This window comes from Synergistota bacterium (genome assembly GCA_025060595.1).
GTDB lineage: Bacteria > Synergistota > GBS-1 > GBS-1 > GBS-1 > 42-11.
Genome location: JANXBX010000002.1, coordinates 82,294 through 107,173 on the forward strand (window position 1 = coordinate 82,294; position 24,880 = coordinate 107,173).

Here is a 24,880-nt window from a genome sequence, read left to right on the forward strand (position 1 = left end):
ACTACCCCCTTCTCTCCTTTTCAATCAAGTCTCCTCTTCCCCTTAAGCTCGCTACATTGTGAACATGGACCCAATCCCCAATATCTATATCTTCAGTCGCTACCCCTATTACCTCACCATACTTTATGACATTCTCGCCCTTCTTAATAGGCCTTATAGCTATCTTATGACCAAAGGGGATGGGAGCCTTAGCCTTAAGCTCCCATCCCCTTCCGAATATATCTACTGAGATCCCTTCCCCCAAGTCTATACTCTCAAGAGCTGTGGCAACATTATCAAGCTCACTCATAACTATGACCTTTTTCATCAACTCACCACCATTAAAGCAACCAATCTAGGTCAAGCTCTTGAAGCTTCCAAGGATAGGGAACCCCGTTCTCGTCCCAGCCAGACATCCTGTAGTAGACCTTCTTAGCCTTTTCAAACTCTTCCCTGGTAACGAACTTACCTTGATGAGGTCCACCACCCTCTAAGGGTAAAAGCATCTTGTCAGCAAGCCTATCCTCTCTGGAATCTATACCGCTTCTAACGTTAAAGGTTCTCATTATGTTAAGCCTTCTTTCTCCAACCTTCATTAGCTCCCAGAGGCTAACCTCCCAACCGGTAGCAGCACTTACTGATTCAACCACCTCTTTATAGGTAAGGGTTCTCGTAGGGGCCATACAGAACATACATATATCAAGAGAGTTAAGCATGCTGTAAGCCATCATCGTGTAATATACAAACCTAACCTTTTTCTCACCGAGATCGGTCCAAGGAAGCCTTTCCACGAAGCCAAAGGTTCCTAACCTTGCGAGACTTGCATCCGTAGCATCCGGGCCTATGCTTGGCTCATGCTCACTCGCCATGTGATCCGCACCTATAGGACATACGGCATAAACTAAGGCTAAGGACCTTTTAACTCTCGGTTCATGAGCAGGATATTCCACTCCCTTGGCCTCAACAGCGAACTTTTCAGCGCCTTTGCCTATTATCTGAGCGGCCCTTCTTGAACCTTCGGCCAATATCTTTCCTATGCCCTCTTTCTTGACTATCTTCTCAATTAAGGGAATTATTACATCCTTATTTCCAAACTTAAGCTCAAGCCCATCCGTATCTGCCTTCGTTAGTATTCCATTTTCGTAACAATCCATAGCGAAGGCTATTGTACCGCCTAAGGATATGGTGTCTATTGTATACCTATTAGCAAGCTCTATAGCCTTACAAACCACATGAGGATCGCTTACGCCAGTGTAAGAACCTAAGGCAGCTAAGGATTCAAACTCAATGCTTCCATATTCCTCATCTATCTCGAAAGGTTCGCTTTCCTTAACCAATCTCTTACACCTAACTGGACAAGCATAGCAACCGGTTTTTTCAAAAGACATTATAGTGCTTATATGCTCACCGCATATCTTCTCCGCTCCCTCGAAAACACCAGCCCTCCAATTATAGGTTGGAAGCATACCAGCAGTGCTATACATCTTAGGTGCCATTGTGGTTCCCCACTGATAAAGCCTTAACTGCCCCGGGATATCCTTGAACCTACCGGCAAAGGCTTTAGCTATGCTCTTGAGCTTTTCCTCATCGTGGAAAGGAATCTTCTTAGTAGGCTTCACCAATATGGCCTTTAACTTCTTCGAGCCCATTACAGCACCTAAGCCGCCTCTTCCATGCACATCATGAAGGTCGCAAATTATGCAAGCAAATCTAACTAGGTTCTCTCCACCAGGGCCTATCCCAAGTATTCTTAAGCCCTTTTCACCAAGCTCAGCCTCCACCTCTCTTAGGACATCGCCATTGAGCTTACCCCAAAGATGAGACGCATCCCTTATCTCTACATTCCCATCCTTAACGAAAAGGTAAACCGGCTTAGAAGCGCACCCTTTAACAACTATCGCATCTAAACCAGCGCCCTTTAAAGCTACACCCCAAAAGCCACCAGCCTCGCTATCTGAGATCCCACCTGTTAAGGGAGATATCGCAGTGGCAGAGTGCCTTGCAAAGCCAGGGACAGGAACACCTGTAGCAACACTTGGAGCGAAAACTATCACATTCTCAGGAGAAAAGGCATCAGTACCAGGCTTGGCAAGCTTAGCTACATAATAGCTTCCCAAGCATCCTCCACCCATATACCTTCTGAAGAAAGCCTCTCCCGGACTTTCATACTCCACAGTCATATTGGAAAGATCCACAAGAGCTATCCTGTTCCAAAAACCGTAAGCCAATCTTATCACCCTCCTATCTTTTTCTTATTTCCCAAATTTGAGGATTAGCTATATTATCTGGCCTTTCACCTTTCAGTACCATAATAACATTCTTACAGACCATTCTCGCCATGTTAGATAAGGTCTCCTCCGTATGAGCAGCCATGTGAGGAGTTGCAACCACATTTGGAAGCTTAAGCAAGGGCTCATCAGCTGAAGGAGGCTCAGGGTCATAAACGTCAAGACCGGCTCCAGCTATAACTCCATCTTTAAGCGCGTTATAAAGCGCCCTCTGATCGATTACTGAACCCCTTGCAGTATTAATCAATATCGCGCTCTTCTTCATCAAGGATAATTCCCTTTCACCTATAAATTTTTCCGTTTCCTTAACGGCAGGTATATGTATGGTAACAAAATCCGAGGTCCTGAGCAAATAATCCAGATCTTGAGTGAGCTCTACATCTCTTAAGCCTTCCCTTTCAAGGATTTCCTCTGTTATATAAGGGTCATAACCGATGACCTTCATGGAAAAACCATACCTGCATATTCTGGCTACCTTTCTACCTATGTTACCAAGGCCTATAACACCCAAGGTCTTTCCCAAAAGCTCTATACTTTTAACCTGAAGCCTATAGCTATAGTTCCCATGATATCTAAATTCGACATTAGCATCCCATATGTGCTTAGCCACAGCTAACATCAGGGCAACTGTATGCTCCGCTACAGCGTTAGCGTTAGATCCAGGGGCATAAACCACAGGAATACGAAATTCATTGGCAGCATCCAGATCCACATTATCAACCAAAGCTCCATGCTTACCTATTACCAAACACCTTTTAGCAGCTTGAATAATCCTTCTAGATATATAAGGAGTAACTCTAACTATTATACCATCGTATTCCCCAACTACATTAAGAATGTGGTCTTCCTTTAAGCTTGAAGATACTTCGTAATCTATGCCAGATTCCTCAAGCATTTTAAGGCCATCAGGGTGAATCTCTTGCATAAGTAATAACTTTCTCTTTTCCATAAAAAGCCCTCCTCTAAAGTAGCTTCTTTAATATATGGGGAACCTCATAAAGCTTGAAAGCTATCTTAACACCTGCCCCTTCGAGCTTTTCTATCTTGCTACGGAAGCTGCCTGATTCACCCTGGATTATCGCACCAGCATGCCCCATTCTCTTACCAGGAGGAGCCAACCTACCAGCAATGTATGCTATAACAGGTTTACTCATCTTCCTTATAAATTCGCTTGCTTCCTCCTCGCGGGTCCCTCCTATTTCCCCCACTATAACAACAGCCTCGGTATCCTCATCCTTCTCGAAGAGCTCAAGTATCTCTGACATATCCATACCAGTGACAGGATCAGCTCCTATACCTACAACGGTGCTTTCACCAAAGCCAGCTTCATTCAAATAACCAGAGACCTCATAAGATAGCGTTCCGCTCCTTGATATAACGCCAATTCTTCCGGGCTTAAACATATTACCAGGCATTATGCCAAGCTTACCCACACCAGGGGTTATAACCCCAGGAGTAGTAGGACCAAGCATGTAAGCTCCTCTATTTTTTGCCATCTCGCGCATCTCCATAGTGTCAGCCACAGGAATATGTTCAGGAACGACAACTACAAGCTTTATTCCCGCATCTATAGCCTCAAAAACCGCATCTTTAGCCGCAAAAGGTGGGGCAAAGATCACAGAAGCATTAGCTCCAAAAAGCTCAACTGTCTCCTTAACATCATCAAAGACTGGAACCCCATAAACCACTTCCCCTTTTCTTCCAGGGGTTACACCAGCTACGATATTGGTACCGTACTCAACCATCCACCTCGTTTGGATGCTTCCAACCCTTCCAGTTATACCCTGAACTATAGCTTTAGTTTCACGAGTTAAAAGAATAGCCAAATTACTCACCTCGCTTCGTTAAAACCTCTTTCAAAAGATCAACCAACCTTTCCGTATGAAAGGTGTAGACAAGGTGAACGCCAGCACTCCTTAATATCTCCCAAGCTTCTTTCTCCTGATTTCCAATCGCCTTGACCACTATAGGAATATCCTTAGCGAAGCTCTCCTTCGCCTCTTTAATCCCATTTGCCGCCTCTATAAGAGAGTTAACCCCACCATAAAGGTTAATAAGGATAGCCTTTATGTTACCTCTTTTTAAAAGCAATCTTATGGAATCTCTAAGAAGCTTAGCGGTTATCCCTCCACCAGTTTCAAGAAAATTAGCAGGCCTTAATCCTTCATCGGCCATTAGGTCTACCGTACACATGCCCAAGCCAGCACCGCTTGATATGAGCCCGATATCACCATCAAGACCTACATAGCTTACCCCTACTTCCTTAGCTTCCCTTTCCATCTCATCCTCAAAGCTAGATGTTTCAAACTCAAGAAAACGCTTCTGCCTAAATAAGGCGTTATCATCCACCTCAACCTTAGCATCAGCAGCAACTAACCTACCATCCCTTAAAAGGCACAAGGGATTAATCTCTAAGATTAATAAATCTGATTTAACGAAGGCCTCAAACATCGTATAAGCTAACTTAGAAAGCTTAACCAGAAGCTCTCCACTAAAACCTCTTTCCCTTAAATAGCTCCTTACCTCGTATTCTCTAAAAGGCTCACTTGGATATTTATCTATCCTTAAGAGCTTCTGAGGATAAAGCCTGACTATCTCCTCTATATCCATACCACCAGAATCACAAAACATAAAAACGCGCTTTCCCTTTTGAGGGTCTATGGTTACACCAATATACATCTCTCTTTCTATTTCAAGCGCTTCCTCAACCAAAAGTCTATTAACTTTAAAGCCTCTTATATCCCTTCCTAATAGCTCGGAAGCCACTTTTTTAGCCTCTTCCGGATCAGAAACAAGCCTTATTCCCCCAGCCTTTCCCCTTCCACCAGTGGGAATCTGAACTTTAAGAACCGCTTTTTTCCCTATCTCCTTTACGGCATTTTGAGCCTCCTCTGGACTTTGAACAACCATCCCTTTAGGAACATCGATAATGCCCAATGAGCTTAAGAATTCCTTGCCCTGGTATTCAAGAAGCTTCAAAGCCTAACCCCCCTCCTGATACCCCTTATTAAAGAGCTCAAAGGCAGCTCTCAAGGCCTTTAAGTTTACTTCCCTTGTTGCCGGTGGAACCCTATTTAAGACCGCCTTCTCCAAGGATTCCCTTTTGACTATCTTTGTAGCCTCAACGAGTATGCCTAAGGCAACCACATTCGCTGAAAGAGGTTTACCCGTTTCCCTTATGGAAAGCTCAGTTATAGGAAACTTATAAATCGACTTAACTTTCGAAACCGGATTCAAATCTTTAACATAGAGAGTATCGACAATCACTACTCCATCCTCTTTCACGCTACCCCCATACTTATCTATGGCATCCTGAGTCATCGCAAGAAGTATATCAGGGCTTTCTATCTCAGGGTAGTTTACTTCCTCGTCGCTTATTATCACCTCTGACCTGCTTGCTCCACCCCTTGCTTCAGGGCCATAGGATTGATTATGCGTAGCGTTCTTACCCTCATAAAGAACAGCAGCTTCAGCGAGTATGATCCCTGCTAATACCAAGCCTTGCCCACCGTAACCGCTTAACAATATCTCTTTCCTCATATTACACTTCGCCACCCTTCATCCCTTCAGAGAGCCTCTTTACCAAGGCATTATAGGAATCCATAAACTCAGTCCTTTCATGATTTACCCAAAGCTCGCCTATCAAGAACTTATCCTTTAAATCCTCCTTAGAGTACTTATCAGCTTGCTTAACCATAATCGCATGTTCCTTCTGCCACAAAAGCATCTCATATGGGCTTCTCATGTTGTTTCTCCTTCCGTAACCTACAGGACATTGAGATATAACCTCAACGAAGCTAAAGCCCTTATGAGAAAGAGCCTTTGTTATAAGATCAATGGTCAAGTGAATATGGTAAACGGTTCCTCTTCCAACAAAGGTAGCACCTGCCGCCTTAACAAGCTCACATATATCAAAGGGCGGTTCAATGTTTCCATAAGGAGCGGTAGTAGCATATGCTCCCTGAGGGCTCAAAGGAGAATATTGCCCACCGGTCATCCCATATATACTGTTATTTATCAATATGGTGGTTATATCCACGTTCCTCCTTGCGGCATGTATCAAGTGGTTTCCCCCTATTGCTGCACCATCACCATCCCCAGTAATGACTATCACTTTCATCTCAGGACGCATAAGCTTAAAGCCGGTCGCAAAAGCCAAAGTCCTACCGTGAGTAGTCTGAATGGTGTTAAAATCAAGAATAGCATTTGTTCTCGCGGAGCAACCTATTCCAGTAAAAACAACTATCTCATCTTTCTTAAAGCCAAGCTTATCTATAGCAGTGATCAGAGCTCTTACAACCGTGCCATTTCCACATCCCGGACACCATATATGAGGTAGCTTGTTTAACCTAAGGTAATTCTTTATGTTAACCATCCTTAAGCACCCCTTTAATTGCACCCACTATCTCAGCGGGAGAGATCATCTTTCCATCTGCCCTATTTACACCGAGAGCCTCTCTTTTAATAGCCCTTTCGATCTCCCCTATCAGCTGTCCCATGTTCATCTCAGGGACAACCACAAGCTTAGCCTTCTTAGCATACCCTTCAACCACATCATAAGGGAAGGGCCATATAGTCTGAAGCTGAAGAAGCCCAGCTTTGACTCCCTTATCCCTTAAGATCTTCACCGCATCCTTAGCAGAGCGAGCGGTACAACCATAGGTAATTATCAAGACATCTGCATCTTCAGCATAGTAGCTCTTATAATAGGTAAGCTTATCTCTGTAATAATCTATCTTCTTGTGAAGCCTCTTTATAAGCTCATCAGCCGCCTTGTGGCTATAAGTCGCCGGAAAGCCTTCCTCGTCATGAACATTGCTCGTAACATGATATCTATAACCGGTACCAGGACGAGCATAATCGGGAACGAAATCTACCCCACCCTTACAGGGTTTATACTGTTCAGGGGGAAGCTTCGTCTCTCTCCTATTTATTATCTCTATCTCACCCTCATCAGTTATAATCATCTTTTCCCTCAAGTGCCCTACTACCGCATCTGTAAGAAGTATAACAGGGTTCCGTACAAGCTCAGATATGTTGAAGGCTTTAATGGTTAGATCAAAGGCTTCCTGAACCGTTGCTGGGCTTAAAACAACAATGGGATGATCCCCATGGGTCCCCCACCTGGATTGCATCACATCTCCCTGCGCAGGCAAAGTAGGCAATCCTGTGCTCGGCCCACCCCTCTGAACATCAACCACTACACAGGGGGCTTCAACCATTATCGCATAGCCAATGTTTTCCTGCATCAAGGTAAAGCCAGGACCGCTCGTTGCAGTCATAGCTTTAAAGCCCGCCATAGATGCACCTATTACCGCAGCTATGCTTGCTATCTCATCTTCCATCTGTATAAAAACCCCTCCCACCTGGGGCATCCTGTAAGCCAAGACTTCCGCTATCTCGGTGGCTGGTGTTATAGGATAACCGGCAAAAAACCTCGCACCCGCAATTATAGCCGCTTCCGCTATCGCCTCATTACCTTGGATGAACATGATCCTATTCTTATCACCCATTAAGCTTCCTCCTCCCAGACCTCAACCGCATAATCAGGACATCTTAGCTCACAGTTTTTACAACCTATACAATCCCCCTCGCGTACCACCCTAACCTTTCCATCCTTAGAAAACTCAAAAACTCTCTTAGGACAGAACTCCACACATATGCCGCAAGATTTACACCACTTCGGGTTAAGATTAACCTTAAACTTTTTCGGCAAAATTACCACCTCTTTTACGAAGGTCTAACCACCCGCCATAAGATAGATAACTACTATCTCATCCCCCTCCTTAACTAGCCTCCTATAATACTCATCTCTAGGTAAAACATCTCCATTCACCATTACCGTGTTAGAGGACACATCATATCCAAGGCTCTCTAAAAACTGCCCTATACTAATATCTTTAGATATTTCAATCGTTTTATTATTGACCTTGACAAACATGAAGCGCTCCCCCTTGCCACAGAATTAACCACATTATACCAAGTATACTAACTACATTCAATTATAAAACTCAAATTTTTCTTACCGCTCCCTTAGAAGCGCTTTCCGCAAATCTTTCATAAAACCTCAAGTAACTGTTTTTATGAATAAAGCCACGCTCGATGGATAGAGTGAAATCGCTCATCCTTCTTCTATACTCCTCCTCAGATATCAAAAGATCCACCCTTTTATCCTTGATATCTATTCTTATAGGATCACCATCCTGGACTACAGCTATTGGACCGCGAGCGGCAGCCTCAGGCGAAACGTAAGCTACAGATATTCCATAAGATGCACCACTTAACCTTCCATCTGTTATCAAAGCCACATTCTTATATCTATTTATTATCTCAACACAGCGATGAAGCTCCCTCATACCTGGGCCCCCTCGAGGCCCCTCATAGCGAATAACTATTACCTCTCCCTCCTTAAGAGCATTCTTAGAAGCATACTCCATAAATTCATCTTCGGAGTTAAAGACTCTAGCAACCCCCTCGAATCGCTCGACGAAGCTCTCCTTTAATGCAGAAACCTTAAGCAAAGCACCTTGAGGAGCTAAGTTTCCTTTAAGAATCTTTATAGATCCTCCCTTAGAAACTGGATCGCTTAAATTCCTTATTATGGATTTTATGGGCTTTAAACCCCTATATTCTTTCAGGATATCTCTATAGCTTTTGCCAGAAACGGTTATCCTATCAAGGTGAAGAATGGAAGAAAGCTCTCTCATAACCGCAGAAACTCCACCAGAAAAGTAGAGGTCTATAACCGTATTCTCATCGCTGTTTGGAGTTATCTCAGCTATCAATGGAACCTTCTCGCTTATCCTCTCAAAGTCCTCCATACTGATATCTATACCAAGCTCATAGGCAATAGCAGGAATATGCAGAACCGCATTTAGAGAGCCGCCTAAGGCCATCAAAACTGCTATAGCATCCTCAAAGGCCTCTTTTGTTAATATCTCCGATGGCTTTGGTCCCTCCTTAGCTAAGCGAACCGCTACCTCCCCGGTTAACCTTGACAGTTGCGATCTCTCTGAACTCCCCGAGGGAGAAAGGGCAGAGCCAGGTAATCCCATACCTAAAACCTCAGCCACTATACACATCGTATTGGCCGTCCCAAGGAAAGGACAGATCCCAGGACAAGGATAGTACATTTGAGTAACATCAAGGAGATCATCAGAGGATATCTTACCTTCAAGGAAGGCTCTCCTTGCCCCTTTTGAGTCTTTGGGCTTAATTAAGTTATGCATCGGACCAGCTCCGAGCCATATCGATGGTATATCAAGTCTCCCCATAGCCATAAGCATGCCAGGGACTATCTTGTCACAGGAAGACAAAAATACAAGAGAATCAAATATATCGTGCCCTTTAACCATGGCCTCCACTGAATCAGCTATCAGCTCCCTACTTGGAAGACTATAGTTCATCCCCTTATGCCCCTGAGCTATACCATCACATATGGCTATGGTGTTAAACTCTATGGGAAGCCCACCAGCCTTATAAACCCCCTCCTTAACCCTTTGAGCTAAATCCCTTAACGGATAATGACCAGGAACAATCTCATTCCAGGAGTTAACTATCCCCACTATAGGCTTATCAAGATCATCACGAGAAAACCCGTTTGAAAGAAGATGCCCCTTTATCAGCTCTTTCACATAACGCGGAAAACGATTCAATCTATTCATATTATTAAAACCCCTTTCCTCAAATAAGCCCTAATTTCCTTAAAGCTTCCCTCATTTTCTCTTTAATCTCCTCATTAGCTGGCCTAAATGGCTCCCTAGGATACATCTTGATACCTCTTAAGTTAACCATAGTGTAAGCCCCAACCGTAGTGGTATTAGCGAGCCTCATTAAATCCCTTACCGCTAAAACCCTATTGTGAATTTCTATAACCTTCTCCCTTGGAGACCCATTTATAACAGCATTATAAAGCTCTTTACAGAGCTCAGGAAAGGCATTGCCTAAGCCCGGTATGAAGGCTCTAACGCCAAGGGAAGCAGCCGGTACAAATAACGCCTCGGTCCCTATTACTACATCGAAGCCCTCTTTATTCACTTTCCTCTTGTAGTCGGATAAAACCATGATATCGAAACTGCTATCCTTAACACCATATATTCCCTCTTCCGCTAACCTTTTAAGAAGGCTTACACTGACCCCATAACCTACAGTCTTGGGATTGTTGTAGACATATACAGGAATACTCACCGCATCAAGCAATCTCTTAAAGTAGTAAAATACATCTTCCTCTGCATGGTGATAATAGAAGGGAGGTACGGAAGATATGGCATCAGCCCCTATAGCCTCAGCATGCTTAGCGAGCTCAAGGGCATCCCTTGTGCTTATGCTTCCCACATGAACTATAACAGGGACCTTCCCATTAACCTCTTCAACAACAACCTCTGCAACCCGCTTTCTTTCCTCTACTCTTAAAAGCGGTCCACACCCGTATGTTCCCAATATGAAAAGCCCATCAACGCTTCTTAAAAGAAACCTTGTAAATTCCCTCAGGGCTCTCTCATCTATTTCGCCATGCTCATCAAAGGGAACTATCATGGGGGGTATAACTCCCTCAAGATACTTAAACCTCATTAAAACACCCCCTTACTGAAAGGTACAGATTTCATCGAACTCTTCCTGAAGCTTCCAATAGAGCCTCTTATATAATTCATATAATTTATTATATAAGTCGAACCAAGAGCTTTCTGGAACGATTTCATCAACGATCTCTAAAGCCTTGTTCAAGATTTCCGAGTAGCTACTTATATAACCAACTCCTCTCATAGCCATTATCGCCGCACCGAAAGAGGAAGCCTCCTCTATATTCACTCTACTTATAGGCCTTCCTAATACGCTTGAAAGCACCTTAGCCCATAAACTGAACCTCATCAATCCACCTGTTCCCCTTATCTCCTTAGGAACCTCAGCTACTTCAGAAACAGCCTCATATATGCTCTTCATCCTAAAGGCAACTCCTTCTATTATCGCCCTCGAAACGTGTCGCCTATCATGATGAAGAGCAAGCCCGAACAAAACGCCCCTTGCATTAGCGTTCCAGAAGGGGCATCTCTCACCGGTTAAGAAAGGTAAAAATAAAAGACCAGAGGATCCCGCTTCAACATCAGAAGCCCACCTTTCCATTTCCCTATAGGGATCCTCTTCCCCTTTCAGCTCCGGATAGAAATTATCTAAATACCAAGCCATAACAAGGCCAGCATTGTTTATAGCACATCCCACTATCCAGGTCTCATCATCTAGGATATAACACCACGTTCTTCGCCTCTTATCTGTCAGAGGCTTATTCACAGCCATTCTAACAGCCCCGCTTGTCCCAAGCATAGCGGCCATAACTCCTCGAGCTATAGATCCAGAGCCAAGAGAGGATAAGGCACCATCCCCACCACCTATAACTATAGGAGTACCCTCCTTGAAGCCGGTTTGAAAGCTTGATTCACTGACCATCTTGCCAATCACGGTTAAGGGTGAAACCGCAGGGCTAAGCTTATTCATGCTTATCTTAAGTTCATCAAATATGCTTTTCTCCCATGTCTTCTCTCGTATATTAAGAAGACCGCTTCCTGAAGCTACGGATATATCAATAGCGTTAACCTTCGATAAGTTCCATAAAATATACTCTTTTATCATTACTATCTTGGAGGCCTTTTCTAAGAGGTCGGGAGCTTCATGCCTAAACCACACGAGTTTTGATAAGGGGTAATTAACATGAAGAGGACAACCTGTAAGATCATAAAGATGATCAAAAGCTTTAGCATACCTCTTAAGAAGCTCCGTTGACCTGTTATCACCCCAGATGATCAAGTTTGTAAGCTTCTTCATCTCTGAATCCACAAGCATTATGCTATGAAATATACTGCTTAAGCCGATAGCTTCAATCTCATAACCGCCTTTAAGCTGAGATAACGCTTCACTCATAGAAGTATAAACAGCGCTTACGATCTCATCGGGATTCTGTTCCACCCAGCCGATCTTAGGCTGAATCATCCTATAGTTTCTCTTAGCGGTAGATAAAAGAACGCCATTGCCGTCAAAAATACAACACCTTGCACCTGTAGTGCCTATGTCAACGCCAGCAAAGGCTATTTTTTTGTTCAAGCAGCGGTCCAACCTCCGTCAACGAATATTATTTGACCTGTTATATAACGAGCCTCCTTAGAGGCAAGGAAAGCAGCAACCCCTTTTAGATCCTCCAGGACACCGAACCTACCCAAGGGGATCCTTTTAACCATATGCTCTAATCTCTCTTTATCTTTAAAGACGGCCTCTGTCATCTTCGTCTCATACCAGCCGGGTGCAATAGCATTCACCCTTATACCATAAGCCCCCCACTCTTTAGCAAGGGCTTTGGTAAGAGAGGCAACAGCCCCTTTTGAGGCAGCGTAGGCACATATATTAGGTACGGTTACTTCCGTAACCGTAAGCGAGCAGACGTTAATTATCGATGGATTAGAGGATCTCCTTAGAAGATTAAAAGCCTCCTTACAAACGTAAAACACTCCAAAGAGATTAACCTCTATGATTTCCTTAAAATCCTCAACTGGAAACTCTTGAGCAGGGTATCTTTTATTTATGCCGGCCGCATTTACTACCACATCAAGCTTTCCATAGTGCTTTTCCACCCAGTTAATCATCCTCTTTACGCTCTCAAGGTTGGAAACGTCACATACATGGCTTACCGATTTAACCCTATATTTTTCCCAGATCTCAAGCGCTACCTTTTCAACCTCTTCCTGAGTTCTACTAACCAATACTATATCGCTTCCAGCCTCAGCTAAACCCTCAGCGAGCGCTCTACCTATACCTCTTGAGCCACCTGTAACAAGAGAGACCATCCCTTTAAGCTCGAACATGGGCTTTTTCTATCCTCCTTCTTCCAAGAATCATAAGTATTATTAAAACCCATAGTATTATACAAATAGGCCTTGTAAGGAATGGAATTATACTCTCATTTAAGGTTAAGGCTCTCCTTAAGTTCTCATCAGCCATCCTACCTAAGATCAAACCTAAGGTAAACGGAGCAAGAGGATATCCATTATTTCTCAAAATATAACCAACAACGCCGAAAACTAATGTTACATAGACATCAAATATGGAATGGTTAACAGCATAAGCACCTATGACGCATAGAGTAACAACAATAGGCATCAACACATCCTTTTTAACAAGGAGTATCTTTATAAGCATGTTACTTATAAGAAGACCAAAGATAAGAAGCATAAAGTTAGCCATAACCTGCATGGCAACATAGTCAAAGAAGAATTGAGGAGCTTCAATAAAGATGAGAGGTCCAGGCCTTATACCGTGAAGTAATATACCACCTAAAAGCACAGCCGCTGCACCGCTACCAGGTATCCCAAGGGCTATCATAGGAATGGAGGCCCCACCTATGCAAGCGTTATTAGCGGTCTCAGCAGCTATGACCCCCTCAAGACTGCCTTTTCCTATCTTCTCCCTTTCCATCCCTACATTCTTTGCAGTGCCATAACTAACCCAAGCAGCTACATCTTCACCTACCCCTGGAATTATCCCTATGATTATTCCAATTATGGATGCCCTTATAGTCGTCTTCCAATATTTAAAAACGCCAAGTAAAGGAACTGTAACCCTAAGCTTTTTAGGATCAACCATAAGCTTTCCCTGACCAGGCTCCCTCATAACACAGAAGACCTCGGTCAAGCCGAAAAGACCGATCAAAGCCGGAATTAGAGATATACCGCTTAACAGGTTCAAGCTACCAAAGGTAAAGCGAGGATAAGTGGTCATATTATCCATCCCTATCATAGCGGTCATAAGGCCTAAAAAGCCAGTGATCCATCCCTTAATCTGAAGCTCCCCCATGGTTAAGCTACCGCATATCATTACACCCATTATAGTTAAGACGAAGAACTCCCAAGATCCAAACTTAAGCGCTATCTTAGCAAGAAGAGGAGTAGCAACTGCCAGCGCTAAAACCCCGATAAGCCCTCCCCAGAAGGAGGCTAAACGAGCGTAACCCAAAGCCTCACCAGCCATTCCCTTCTTAGCAAGCTCATATCCATCTATAGCGGTTGCTGCTGCAGATGGTGTCCCAGGGATGTTAAGTAAAACAGCGCTATTAGAACCGCCATATATACCACCACAATACAAGGCAACAAGCATTGGAATGGCATATTTTGGAGCTAATCCATAAGTTATCCCGCTTAAAAGCGCTATACCCATGGTAGCTGTAAGACCAGGCAAAGCACCGATTATTATTCCAAGAATAGATGAAATGGACATTAAAAACAGCAACTTTGGCTCAAACATGCTTATAAAACCATCAAAAAGCCTGACTAAGCTCTCCAAAACCCCATCCCCCCTATCAACTAAGCATTAGGGCAACCTCACCGCAAAGAGCTTTCCAAAGGAGTATGCTAATCCTAAGCTTACTAAAACCGCTATACCAACAGCCATATAAAGCTTCGTGCTTTTAAAATAAATATAGGAACCTATTAGATACAAAAAGGTAGCCAAAGTGTAAGGTATCTTGCCTAAAACTGCAACATAGGCAATTGTTAAAACTATAAACATCAAAAGTCTCCTGGTTTTTATCTTCTCAAGATCCTTTTCAGATGTATATTCCTTTACTTGAAAAACACTTACCCTCACCCTTTTAATAAAAAGATACAAAATAAGGCTTAAAGAAAGAAGCATAAGAACGGCAGATAAAAAGGCGGGAGTCAGTCCAGGGGAATCATGAGGGGTACCCTTTGGCATCTTCAAAGACTCGAGCAAGCCATAAAGTCCTATCAAGAAAACGGAAATACATATACCGATTTCCCAAAAGAATCTCCTCTTATCCATCTTAAAAGGATCGCCTCCATCATCTTAGTATGCTTTAAAAGGCAGGTGGCCTTAAAACCACCTGCCGTCAATTACCCTTCTAGATAGAACTATTACTCCGGCTTAGGAATCTTAAAGTCCTCAGGAGATCTTCTGGCAAGCTTAAGATCATGCAAAAGCCAACTAACTAAAGAGGTTTCCCTTGCTGCCCACTCTTCAGACTTCTTCCTGTCATAACCAAGATATATCATTGCCTGTTTCTGGATGAACTCCTTGAACTTCGGAGACTGAACAGCCTGAGCATAAGCCTTATCTATAGCATCAACAACCTCTTGTGGAACATCCCTCGGTACAGCTATGCCCCACCAACCACCGAAAGGCAGGTACTTCTTTATGTTAGGAGCCCATTTTGCCACTGTGGGAATCTTACCTACACCCTCTATCTCGATATCCTCATCGTTAAAGTGTGCAAGTATCTTAAGTTGACCGCCTTTAATCAAGTCTACGGCTTCCATTAAGCCAGGTATACCAGCCTTCGTTTCCCCAGCTACAGCAGCTGCTGCCGCCGCACGACCGCTTGGATAAACCACTATCTTAAAGTCTCCTCCTACTTCCTTCTTAAGCATCTCCAAAGCTATATGCCAGCCATTAGCTATACCAGAGTTAGCAAGTGTTAAGTCCTTGCCTACCTCCTTCATCGCCTTTATAAAGTCATCCATCGTCTTTATAGGAGAGTCGGGCTTAACGCATATGGTAGCTACACCTGCGGCAGCGATCCACATATGAAAATCTTTATAAGAGAAGGGACCAAGATCCATAACTTGATACATCCTTATATTATCAGAAAGACCAAGCCAGATATAACCATCATGAGGTTGACCCATAACATAAGCTGTAGCTACAGCACCGGTAGCGCCAGGCATGTTAATAACGTTAATGGGAACCTTCAATATCTGCTGCATCTCTGCTGCCAAGGCTCTGTTAACCTGATCGGTCGCTCCACCAGCGCCAAACTGCACGATCACTGTTATGGGCCTCGTTGGATATGCAGCAAGCGCTCCGCCCGCTAATCCAACAACAAGTAACCCCATCACCAACAAAACCAGAAACTTCTTCATCTTTCTTCCCTCCTTCTAATTAAATTTTTTTGACAGATTCACCTTTATACTCGGTTATAAAATACCACCTCCTTCCTTCACATAGCGGCTTTACATATGCGGATAAGATCCTCAACCGTAGGTGTCCTTGGATTTATGGGGATACCAACGTTATTCATCGCCTCACGGCATATATCCTCAAGGGCCTCCTCTTTAATCCCAACCTCTTTCAGGCTCGAAGGTATACCCACATCCCTACATAGCTCCTTAACCGCTTCCACCGCTTTCCTTGCAGCTTGGATCTCAGTAAGACCGCAAGTATTTTCACCAAGGGCCTCAGCTATCTTAGCAAACTTGGAAACGTTACCTATTAGATTAAACTCCATACCATAAGGAAGAAGTATCGCATTTATAACTCCATGAGGAACATCGAAGTATCCTCCCATGACCGCAGTTATAGCGTGAACCACACCAAGCTTGGTGTTCGCAAAGGCTAAAGCAGCCATGGTACTACCAAGAAGCATGTTATAGCGAGCCTCAAGGTTATCTCCCTTTGCATAAGCAGCCCTTAAATATTTTCCTATAAGATAAATAGCATGTAAAGCTATAGATTCCGATATAGGTTCAGTAATTACATTCGTATAAGACTCTATAGCATGGGTTAAGGCATCAAGACCGGTTGCCGCAGTAACGCTTGGAGGCATACTAACGGTCAAGAGGGGGTCACATATAGCTATAGAAGGGGCAAGCTTAGGATTTCCTATCCCCATCTTAACCTTTTTATTTGTGTCCTTTATAACCGTTACCCATGTTATCTCGCTTCCTGTTCCAGCGGTCGTTGGAATAGCTATTAACGGAAGGATCTTATTCTTTGGGGGGTTCTTCCAGAAATAGCCTATCTCTCCTTCATTCGTAAGAAGAAGTCCGATAGCCTTAGCGGTATCTATTGAGCTTCCTCCACCAACTGCAACTAAAAGATCACAACCGAACCCTTTAGCTACCTTCACGCCCTCATCCACTATCTCAACTGTGGGGTTAGGCTCAACCTTAGAAAAAACCTCGGTTTTGAAACCAGCAGCATCAAGCTTCCCTTTGATCTTCTCCACTATATTTGTGCGCAAGACACCAGTATCGGTAACTATAAGAACGTTTTTACCACCAAGCTCGTTTACCCTATCTACTATCTTCTCTGCCTCTCCAACTCCAAAGTATAGCTTCGTTGGAATCTGCCAAACAAAGGGCTTAACAAACATCTTACCCCCTCCTTTTCGAGAAAGGCAAAGCCTTTCTACTATCTTGAACATTGACTTACAAGGTAGAATAAAAATTAAAATCTGAGAGGAAAGACCAGCTTACCTTCTCGTATGAAAAAAAATTAGATTCTGAGCATACTTTCTAAGAATAGGTATGCTCAGTATTCCATTTTAAGATTATCACAAACAGGAGATCCAGTCAAGGGAGCCCATGTCCAATTGCAAAGAGGCTCTAGAATCTTACCTAAACGATTCATCTAAAAACAATGCTACAAATTCTTGACAAAAAAAGCAAACAGTTTTTATAATATATATTTGGTTAGTCCACCATACCATATACAAACTATTATCGTATTTTAAATAATAAATTAAAAGGTGGCAGAACATCATACCAGTTTCACTTAAGGGTGGCTTAATTCTCTCTTAAAGGAGGGAGGGAGATGAGAGGGTTTAAGTTGGGAGTTTTAAGCGCGTTAGGGATCTTAATGCTGACCCTCTCGAGCGTAATGGCAATGGACTTTAACTCCTTCCTCCAAGAGGCCTCAAAAACGGGAATTACCATCGAGAAGAAGGACGATGTGATTGCATGGACCGGACCATACGGTGGAAAAATCAAACCCAATGGTCCACTAGCAGGGAAGAAAATCGGTATTGTAGTGGGATGCGACTTCAGCGACTGGCAGGCATATTACTTAGCAGATTTCATAGGAGAGTTTGGGGGAACACCTCAGTTCATACTTGACAACAATCACTTATGGAAGGTTTCACGACACCTCTTTGGATCTGGAGCACCTGTTGAACCAACCGGACGATGGGGTTTAACTTGCACTGCCGGTTTTGATGGGCTTGGCCTAAACGGAACAAGGCTTCTTCCACCTGTGCTCATGCAACAGGGTAAAGGACATGTCGCAAATCTTCCCGTAGCTAATCCAGCGGATTACGATGCTATCATCATCCTAGGCGGATGGGCAGGAGACATAATGTATGCTGATGATGTGGCTATAAAGTTCATAAAGGCAGTCGTTGACCGTGGCGTTCCTGTAGCAGCCATAGGCGAAGGGATATTACCCTTAATCAAGCTTGGAACGGTTAAAGGTAAAAAGGTCACCGGCAATAAGGTAGTTAGCTACATGCTTCAGAAGATAGCTGAATTTAAAGACGAGCCAGTTGTAGTCGATGGAAAACTCATTACCGCCAGAGATACCATAGATACACCAGCACTTTTAAGAGCGCTTTGCAAAGTCTTCGACCCCAATTTCAAGGATATACACAAAGATATTCTCAAGGGCAAAAAGGTTATGATCATGGTTGCAGATGATTTCGAGGACATAGAGCTTTGCGCTCCCGTATTAGAACTCATGTACAGGGGTGCAGAGATAATAGTTGGTCTCTTTGAGCCTTATATTAAGTCAAGGCCTCCTTTGGTTGGTCTTGATGTAAGGATGGGAAACTTCGGAGTAAGCGTTCCCTTCCAAGAGATTCCAGAGAACTACTATAAAATCGTTAAAGCTGAAAACTTAAAGATGAGCGATTTTGACCTCATTTTGATCCCTGGAGCGATGAACCCACTTCATATCGCTGCCCTACATTCCAAGTTTCTAAAAGATGCACATGATGCTGGGAAAATCATCGCCGCTATTTGCCATGGTCCAATTCCCGTTGCCGCAGCGGATTTAGTAAAGGATAAAAAGCTCGCTGGGTGGCTTGCCTGCGAACACTCCATAGAGATAATGGGTGGCAAATTCATCCCCGATTGGGCGGCAGCCATTCACGGACGCATCGTTAGCGGAAGGACACCCCCAGAGGTTCCAGAATTCGTAGATGCTTGTACTGCAGCTCTCTTAAGGAAATAATTTAAACTAAGGGGAGCGCTTAAGCGCTCCCCTTCCTCATCCAGTCCTTACCCTCAAGTATTCTTGCAACCATCATGGCGGCAACCGTATCCCCAGTGGCATTAACCATCGTCGCTGGAGGATCAACAAGATATCCTATAGTAGCTATTATAGGGAAAGCCTCGGGAGGAAAGCCATACATGCTAACTATAAGCATTTCACCAATAAGACCTCCGCCTGGAACCCCGGACATTACAACACCGCTTAAGACGGCTATGGCAAAAGCGGTTAAGTAAGTTCCAATTCCCTCGAAGGGCATACCAAATATACCAAATAGGAAGGAGATCTTTAAGATCGCACTTATACAAGAACCATCCATGTGAGCTGTAGCGCCAACGGGTAAGACTATCTCCCTTATATCCTTAGGTATACCAAGCCTGTAAGCAGCATTAAGGTTAACAGGTAAAGTGGCCAAACTGCTTTGCGTAGCTAAAGCGGTTATGGCAGGTTCAAATATGACTTTAAAGAACTTCCTAGCTCCCTCTCCACCAGCCGCAAGGTAAGCATAAATAGCAAAGGCTATGAAGAAGTAGGCTATGGAAAGAGGATAGTAAATAAGCATCGCTCTTCCATAAGCGCCTATAAGCTGGGGGCCAAACTCTCCAACAAGAGAGGCGAAGTAAGCACCAAGACCTATAGGAGCATAGTACATTATTACCGAGATCATCTTAAGCATCGCATCTGAAAGCAGGTTAAGGAGCTTAACAAGGGGCTCGCCTTTTTCCCCAAGAAGGCTTATGCTTAATCCCAGAATTATTGAGAAGATTATAAGGGGCATCATATTCCTTCGAGAAAGAAGATCACGAAAGTCGGAAACGGTAAAGGCTTTAACCACCTGTTCGGCTGTGCTCAAGGGTTTTAACTCCTCAGGCTTGGGAAGCTCAAGCTTTACTCCCTGAGCCGGTGGGAAAGCTACAACCACAAAGGTAGTGATCGCAGCAGCAATCACTCCTGTTATAACGAATATAGCTATCATCGTACCTATGATCTTCCCAAGCCTTCTAAGGTTAGCGATACTTGCAACTGCACTCGTGACAGTTATAAGAACCAATGGGACGACAATAGTGAACATTAAGTTAAGAAATATATCTCCTAAAGGGGTTAAAACGGTAGCCTTCTTCCCCAAAGCTAGGCCAAGCAAGCTACCTATAATGATCGAAGAAAGAAGGATAAGGGAAAACCTATAAGAACGCCACAAACCTCCCTTCTCTTTTTCAGCCATATCCTTCCCTCCTTAAACAAATTTTACTTTTCAATGGTATCATAAGCGTATTTAATTCTCAATAGTATCTCTTTAAGTGTATCTTTATCGCAAGAGAAGTTAAGTCTAACGCAATTAGGGTCACCAAAATCTCCACCGTTATTCATATAGACTCTTGCTTTCTCTAAGAAAAACTCTTGAGGGTTCTTAAGGCCTAGCTTGCTACAGTCAAGCCACATCAAGAAGGTAGCCTCAGGTAAGGTAGGATCTATCAATGGGCAGTTTTCCCTTAAGAAGCTATAGGCCATATCCCTATTAGATTTAAGCGCTCTTAAGAGCTCTTCAAGCCAGGGTTCGCCATGAAGATAAGCGGTCTTAAGCGCTAAAATACCAAAAACATTCCCAGTAGTTAATTCGAGAGCCTCAAAGGACTCTATGTACCTCTGCCTTAAACCCTCATCAGGTATTATCCCGTAAGAAATGGTTAAAGCGGGAATATTAAACGTTTTGCCCGGGGAATGTAAGACTATGGTATTCTTTAATCCCGCTTTAAGCATAGTGGTAAACCTATTAGGATCGTATACTATATCTCCATGGATCTCATCGCTTATAATTATTAAGTTATGCTCAAGCGCAATATCGTAAAGAGCCTTAAGCTCATCTAAAGTCCACGCTCTACCAACCGGATTATGAGGATTACAAAGAATTAATAGCTTAGTACGTTCATCTATTAGCTTTCTAAGGCTATCTAAGTCCATTCTAAAGGCTCCATTGACCTTAACCAAGCGGTTTTCAACCAAAACCCGCTTATTCTTTTGAACCACGCCAAAGAAGGGCGGATAAACTGGGGTCTGAATTATTACCTTGTCGCCAGGATCAGTTAAGACGTTAATTAACATCGCCATCATGGGCATGACTCCAACGCCATCAACTATCCACTCACGCTTAACTTCAAAGCCATATCTCCTTCTATACCAACTAATTATAGCCTCGTAGAACTCCTCAGAGCGAAAGGTGTAACCAAAGGCGCCATGCTCAACCCTCTTAAGAAGGGCTTCGATAATAGCTGGAGCGGTAGCCAAATCCATGTCCGCTATCCATGCAGGTAATACATCCTCACCGTAATTCTTTTGAATAAGGTCATACTTCTTACAATCCCAGCCTCTTCTGTCAACGAAGCGTAAGCTCATTTTACTCCCTCCCTATTTAGCAAGAATAAATACTTGAAGAGATCTATATACTATGCTCCCCTCCTGCAAGCCTCCACCATAAAATCTCTCTCCCCTATTAGTTACAGATATATGTAAATGAGAAAGAGGCTTACCCTCTTTCTTAGCAATAGTTCCCACTAAGGAGCAAACCTCGAAAGGTCCTTCATATTCGGATCTTAAAACCTTAGGCGGGAAACTTTTATCTTCCGGGTAGCTAACCACCACCCTCTCAAGAGAGCCTATTCCATTCAATATAATAGCCTCGTTCCAACCTGAGGATAAGAAGGCTTCCTCAAGGCCCCTTAGCACATCTGTTCCCCTATCTAGGGTTAAAACGCAAAGCCTCCCATCAAAACTGGCTAAATTCAAGCTCATACCTCCTTCTACAAAGCGCACTTCTCTCTTAGGTTAAACTTATCTATCACCTCTTTAACCTTATCTAAAAGAGCGCCAGATAAGGGCTGGAGAGGCGGACGAGGATCACCTGAAGGCATGCCCAAAAGCTTCATCATCGCCTTTATACCTACTGGATTAGTTAAAAGATATGCCGCTTCCATAACCGGTTTATACTTAAAGAACATTTCTCTACATCTTAAGGCATCCTCCCAGGACTCCCAGGGCTTAGATAGGAGAGCAAACTCTTTAGGCAAAACGTTTCCGGTTACATTTGCTGTCCCGTGACCTCCCATAGCCATAAGCGGAATTACAAGACCAAACTTAGGAGAATCACAACAAAGAACGTTCATCTTACCCTGAGCTACCTCCACATCACCTATAAGCTGAGACAAGCTTGGTGAAGCCTCCTTTATGGCCACTATGTTGGGAATATCCCTTAAGCGAGCTATCGTAGAGGGATCTATGTTAGTGACTACTCTCGATGGGTTGTTATATATTGTAACCGCTATAGATATGGATTTCGCAACCGTAGCTATAAACTCATACACTGCCTCCTGGGGAGGAAGTATATAAGGTGGTACAACAAGCTGAATACCATCCGCACCGTATTCTTCAGCAAGCTGAGAAAGCTCAACGGTCTCCTTGGTAGTTGAGCAGGTCGTTCCAAAGAAAGCCCTTATCCTTCCCTTGCAATAAGGGGCCATCTCTTTTATTATCTCTCTCCTCTCCTCCATATAAAGAGAGGTGGCTTCCCCAGTTGAGCCCATGAAGATCACTCCATCGCTTCCGTTTCTCACATGAAAGTCAACAAGCTTTTTAAATCCATCCATATCAACCTCGCCCTTATCCGTGAAGGGCGTAACCAACGCAACCCAAGAGCCAACCGGCCTAACCAAACTCAAAATTCTACACCCCCTTCTTAATCTTTGAAAAACTCCTTAGGTAAAAGATAAGCAGGATAACTAAAGAGGTTGAGAGAAAAGATATAAAAAGATTAGGAAATACCCCAAAAACAAATAATACTAAGAAAAGCAACCTTAAACGAAAGCTCAGCTTTTCGCCAAACCATCCCACATAAAAGAGAGCGTAACATATAACCGAAACCACCGCAAAAAAGAACTTTAATACTATACTTCCCCAATCGCCAAAAAGGAGAAGCTCTCTATTGTACATAAACATAAATGGAATTACGAATATGGGAAACCCGATCCCAACGGCCCTAAGACCGGTTCTCATCGGAGCATCACCAGCTATCTCAGCACCTGCATATGCCGCTATAGCAACAGGTGGAGTTATCATAGATAGCACACCAAAGTAAAAAACGAACATGTGAGAGCTTAAAGGGTCGAAACCTAATTTTAGTAAGGCTGGAACACCTAAAGTAGCGACTATAACATAAGCTACTGTTGTAGGAGTCCCCATACCCATGATTATGCTTGAGATAGCTATAGTTAAAAGGGTAAGGATAGAGTATCCACCACCTAGTCTCGTAAAGATCCCTGTCAAGGAAAGCCCCAAGCCCGTTTGGGTGATAACGCCTATAACCATACCGGCACCAGCACAGGTAACAGCTATTAAAATTGACCTTTCAGCCGAGCTAACTATAATATCCAAAAGCAGTTTAACGTTTAATTCTCTTCTTAAGGAAAATAACATCAGGGCAAAGGCAACAACTATTGAGGCAAATACGGACATGGAAGGGCTGTAACCCCGAACGAGCATAAAGACCAAAACGAATACGGGAACAATAAGATAGAACCTTTTTAATACTCCCTTAAGCTCAGGAATCTCCTCCTTAGGAAGCCCTTTAAGGTTAAGCTTTCCAGCCTCGAAATCTAAGACGAAAAATAAGGCTATATACCATAATAAAGCAGGAATCAAAGCAGCCTTGCAAACCTTAAGATAGGGAATTCCTAAGAGCTCAGCCATAAGGAAGGCAGCGGCACCCATGACGGGAGGCATAAGCTGTCCGCCAGTGGATGCCACCGCCTCAACCGCACCAGCAAAATCAGGCGAATAACCAACCTTTTTCATCATCGGTATAGTAAAGGTACCAGTAGCATAAACGTTTGCCGCCGCGCTTCCAGAAATAGAACCAAACAGCGCAGAGGATATACAACTTATCTTTGCTGGGCCTCCCCTGCTTTTTCCAGAGATAGCGCTTGCCAACTCTATAAACCAATCCCCGGTCCCAGAGCGCTCAAGCAAAACCCCAAGTATGATAAATAAAACTATGTATGTGGAGGATATGCCCAAGGGAGAGGAAAGAACCCCTTCGAGACTATAAAACTCAAAATCAAGTATATCCTTGAAAGAAAAACCAGGATGAGCTATAAGCCTTGGCATATATCTTCCAAGGTAAGCGTAAAGAAGAAGCACAGCTATAACACCCACAAGCGCTAATCCTGCGATCCTCCTTATAAGCTCAAGAAGAAGGATCAAAGAAACAAAAGCAAAGAAAAGGTCAAGACCACTTAAGGGGGTTATCATAGGTATCCTAACCGCTATCCTGCTTGAGCTTAAAGCTATGTAACCAAGGCTTAAGGCAGAAAGAGCTGATAATCCTAAATCTAAGACGCTTGAACTTTTACTCTTTCCCTTAAAAGAGTATATTAAAAAGCCCAATGTGGAGGCCAAGGCAAGATGAAAGCTTCTCTGAAACTCAACAGCAGCGCTACCAAAGGCAGCGGTATAAAGATGAAAGGTAACGAAAACACAAGATATAGATACTATAAGTAGCCTTCTTAAAAAATGCATCTTAAGCC

General features: G+C 43.4%; 24 protein-coding genes. 1 reads left to right on the plus strand and 23 read right to left on the minus strand.

Annotation, left to right across the window (positions count from 1 at the left end):
- Position 1: 1 nt before the first annotated feature.
- From NZ900_01775 to NZ900_01860, 18 genes are all read right to left on the minus strand, one after another.
- A complete protein-coding gene (locus tag NZ900_01775; protein MCS7232821.1) occupies positions 2–307 on the minus strand; it encodes a UxaA family hydrolase in 306 nt (101 codons plus the stop codon).
- Positions 308–320: 13 nt separating this feature from the next.
- Positions 321–2,207 carry an aldehyde ferredoxin oxidoreductase family protein gene (locus NZ900_01780; protein ID MCS7232822.1) on the minus strand — a complete coding sequence of 629 codons (1,887 nt, stop codon included), beginning with the start codon at positions 2,205–2,207 and terminating at the stop codon, positions 321–323.
- Positions 2,208–2,220: 13 nt separating this feature from the next.
- Positions 2,221–3,216, minus strand: coding sequence for a hydroxyacid dehydrogenase (locus NZ900_01785; protein MCS7232823.1), 996 nt, complete (start codon positions 3,214–3,216; stop codon positions 2,221–2,223).
- Positions 3,217–3,229: 13 nt separating this feature from the next.
- On the minus strand, positions 3,230–4,093 hold the full coding sequence (gene sucD / locus NZ900_01790) for a succinate--CoA ligase subunit alpha (GenBank protein MCS7232824.1): 864 nt from the start codon (positions 4,091–4,093) through the stop codon (positions 3,230–3,232).
- A gap of 1 nt (position 4,094) precedes the next feature.
- Positions 4,095–5,246: an acetate--CoA ligase family protein gene (locus NZ900_01795; protein MCS7232825.1), complete on the minus strand. Its 1,152-nt coding sequence runs from the start codon at positions 5,244–5,246 to the stop codon at positions 4,095–4,097.
- 3 nt (positions 5,247–5,249) lie between these two features.
- Positions 5,250–5,807 carry a 2-oxoacid:acceptor oxidoreductase family protein gene (locus tag NZ900_01800; GenBank protein ID MCS7232826.1) on the minus strand — a complete coding sequence of 186 codons (558 nt, stop codon included), beginning with the start codon at positions 5,805–5,807 and terminating at the stop codon, positions 5,250–5,252.
- Position 5,808: 1 nt separating this feature from the next.
- Entirely contained in the window at positions 5,809–6,642 is an 834-nt protein-coding gene (locus NZ900_01805) for a thiamine pyrophosphate-dependent enzyme (GenBank protein ID MCS7232827.1), read from the minus strand.
- Entirely contained in the window at positions 6,635–7,780 is a 1,146-nt protein-coding gene (locus tag NZ900_01810; protein ID MCS7232828.1) for a 2-oxoacid:acceptor oxidoreductase subunit alpha, read from the minus strand. The genes NZ900_01805 and NZ900_01810 overlap by 8 nt, the downstream gene beginning before the upstream one ends.
- A complete protein-coding gene (locus NZ900_01815; protein ID MCS7232829.1) occupies positions 7,780–7,983 on the minus strand; it encodes a 4Fe-4S binding protein in 204 nt (67 codons plus the stop codon). The genes NZ900_01810 and NZ900_01815 overlap by 1 nt, the downstream gene beginning before the upstream one ends.
- 24 nt (positions 7,984–8,007) lie before the next feature.
- On the minus strand, positions 8,008–8,208 hold the full coding sequence (gene thiS / locus NZ900_01820; GenBank protein ID MCS7232830.1) for a sulfur carrier protein ThiS: 201 nt from the start codon (positions 8,206–8,208) through the stop codon (positions 8,008–8,010).
- Between the two features lie 70 nt (positions 8,209–8,278).
- On the minus strand, positions 8,279–9,931 hold the full coding sequence (locus NZ900_01825) for a dihydroxy-acid dehydratase (protein MCS7232831.1): 1,653 nt from the start codon (positions 9,929–9,931) through the stop codon (positions 8,279–8,281).
- 19 nt (positions 9,932–9,950) lie between these two features.
- Complete coding sequence (locus NZ900_01830) at positions 9,951–10,838, minus strand: dihydrodipicolinate synthase family protein (GenBank protein MCS7232832.1); 888 nt, start codon at positions 10,836–10,838, stop codon at positions 9,951–9,953.
- A gap of 12 nt (positions 10,839–10,850) precedes the next feature.
- On the minus strand, positions 10,851–12,359 hold the full coding sequence (locus NZ900_01835) for a gluconokinase (GenBank protein ID MCS7232833.1): 1,509 nt from the start codon (positions 12,357–12,359) through the stop codon (positions 10,851–10,853).
- A complete protein-coding gene (locus tag NZ900_01840) occupies positions 12,356–13,114 on the minus strand; it encodes an SDR family oxidoreductase (GenBank protein MCS7232834.1) in 759 nt (252 codons plus the stop codon). Before NZ900_01840 ends, NZ900_01835 begins: the two co-directional genes overlap by 4 nt.
- Positions 13,101–14,588 (minus strand): tripartite tricarboxylate transporter permease, encoded by a 1,488-nt coding sequence (locus NZ900_01845; GenBank protein MCS7232835.1) that lies wholly within the window; start codon positions 14,586–14,588, stop codon positions 13,101–13,103. The genes NZ900_01840 and NZ900_01845 overlap by 14 nt, the downstream gene beginning before the upstream one ends.
- Before the next feature lie 27 nt (positions 14,589–14,615).
- Complete coding sequence (locus NZ900_01850) at positions 14,616–15,086, minus strand: tripartite tricarboxylate transporter TctB family protein (GenBank protein ID MCS7232836.1); 471 nt, start codon at positions 15,084–15,086, stop codon at positions 14,616–14,618.
- Positions 15,087–15,178: 92 nt separating this feature from the next.
- Positions 15,179–16,183: a tripartite tricarboxylate transporter substrate binding protein gene (locus NZ900_01855; protein MCS7232837.1), complete on the minus strand. Its 1,005-nt coding sequence runs from the start codon at positions 16,181–16,183 to the stop codon at positions 15,179–15,181.
- 77 nt (positions 16,184–16,260) lie between these two features.
- Positions 16,261–17,415, minus strand: a complete 1,155-nt coding sequence (locus NZ900_01860) for an iron-containing alcohol dehydrogenase (protein MCS7232838.1) — start codon at positions 17,413–17,415, stop codon at positions 16,261–16,263.
- Between the two features lie 578 nt (positions 17,416–17,993).
- Between NZ900_01860 and NZ900_01865 the strand changes: the two genes are divergently transcribed.
- Positions 17,994–19,268 (plus strand): DJ-1/PfpI family protein, encoded by a 1,275-nt coding sequence (locus NZ900_01865; protein MCS7232839.1) that lies wholly within the window; start codon positions 17,994–17,996, stop codon positions 19,266–19,268.
- Between the two features lie 19 nt (positions 19,269–19,287).
- Here the strand turns inward: NZ900_01865 and NZ900_01870 are convergent, their stop codons facing one another.
- The 5 genes from NZ900_01870 to NZ900_01890 are packed head-to-tail and all read right to left on the minus strand — an operon-like array spanning position 19,288 to position 24,872.
- On the minus strand, positions 19,288–20,529 hold the full coding sequence (locus NZ900_01870; protein MCS7232840.1) for a dicarboxylate/amino acid:cation symporter: 1,242 nt from the start codon (positions 20,527–20,529) through the stop codon (positions 19,288–19,290).
- Positions 20,530–20,552: 23 nt separating this feature from the next.
- Positions 20,553–21,698 (minus strand): PatB family C-S lyase, encoded by a 1,146-nt coding sequence (locus tag NZ900_01875; GenBank protein ID MCS7232841.1) that lies wholly within the window; start codon positions 21,696–21,698, stop codon positions 20,553–20,555.
- A 12-nt stretch (positions 21,699–21,710) separates the two neighbouring features.
- Entirely contained in the window at positions 21,711–22,088 is a 378-nt protein-coding gene (locus tag NZ900_01880) for a DNA-binding protein (protein ID MCS7232842.1), read from the minus strand.
- A 14-nt stretch (positions 22,089–22,102) separates the two neighbouring features.
- Positions 22,103–23,017: a 4-hydroxy-tetrahydrodipicolinate synthase gene (gene dapA / locus NZ900_01885; protein ID MCS7232843.1), complete on the minus strand. Its 915-nt coding sequence runs from the start codon at positions 23,015–23,017 to the stop codon at positions 22,103–22,105.
- 4 nt (positions 23,018–23,021) lie between these two features.
- The gene (locus NZ900_01890) at positions 23,022–24,872 is read right to left on the minus strand and encodes a TRAP transporter fused permease subunit (protein MCS7232844.1); all 1,851 of its coding nucleotides are present in this window, start codon (positions 24,870–24,872) and stop codon (positions 23,022–23,024) included.
- Positions 24,873–24,880: the final 8 nt, after the last annotated feature.

Bases quoted from the DNA above. Each gene is read 5' to 3' on its own strand.
- NZ900_01870 (MCS7232840.1), bottom strand. From the start codon at position 20,529: ATGGCTGAAAAAGAGAAGGGAGGTTTGTGGCGTTCTTATAGGTTTTCC.
- NZ900_01825 (MCS7232831.1), bottom strand. From the start codon at position 9,931: ATGAATAGATTGAATCGTTTTCCGCGTTATGTGAAAGAGCTGATAAAG.
- NZ900_01855 (MCS7232837.1), bottom strand. From the start codon at position 16,183: ATGAAGAAGTTTCTGGTTTTGTTGGTGATGGGGTTACTTGTTGTTGGA.
- NZ900_01830 (MCS7232832.1), bottom strand. From the start codon at position 10,838: ATGAGGTTTAAGTATCTTGAGGGAGTTATACCCCCCATGATAGTTCCC.
- thiS (MCS7232830.1), bottom strand. From the start codon at position 8,208: ATGTTTGTCAAGGTCAATAATAAAACGATTGAAATATCTAAAGATATT.
- NZ900_01860 (MCS7232838.1), bottom strand. From the start codon at position 17,415: ATGTTTGTTAAGCCCTTTGTTTGGCAGATTCCAACGAAGCTATACTTT.
- NZ900_01875 (MCS7232841.1), bottom strand. From the start codon at position 21,698: ATGAGCTTACGCTTCGTTGACAGAAGAGGCTGGGATTGTAAGAAGTAT.
- NZ900_01800 (MCS7232826.1), bottom strand. From the start codon at position 5,807: ATGAGGAAAGAGATATTGTTAAGCGGTTACGGTGGGCAAGGCTTGGTA.
- NZ900_01785 (MCS7232823.1), bottom strand. From the start codon at position 3,216: ATGGAAAAGAGAAAGTTATTACTTATGCAAGAGATTCACCCTGATGGC.
- NZ900_01890 (MCS7232844.1), bottom strand. From the start codon at position 24,872: ATGCATTTTTTAAGAAGGCTACTTATAGTATCTATATCTTGTGTTTTC.
- NZ900_01805 (MCS7232827.1), bottom strand. From the start codon at position 6,642: ATGGTTAACATAAAGAATTACCTTAGGTTAAACAAGCTACCTCATATA.
- NZ900_01775 (MCS7232821.1), bottom strand. From the start codon at position 307: ATGAAAAAGGTCATAGTTATGAGTGAGCTTGATAATGTTGCCACAGCT.
- NZ900_01850 (MCS7232836.1), bottom strand. From the start codon at position 15,086: ATGGATAAGAGGAGATTCTTTTGGGAAATCGGTATATGTATTTCCGTT.
- NZ900_01840 (MCS7232834.1), bottom strand. From the start codon at position 13,114: ATGTTCGAGCTTAAAGGGATGGTCTCTCTTGTTACAGGTGGCTCAAGA.
- NZ900_01810 (MCS7232828.1), bottom strand. From the start codon at position 7,780: ATGGGTGATAAGAATAGGATCATGTTCATCCAAGGTAATGAGGCGATA.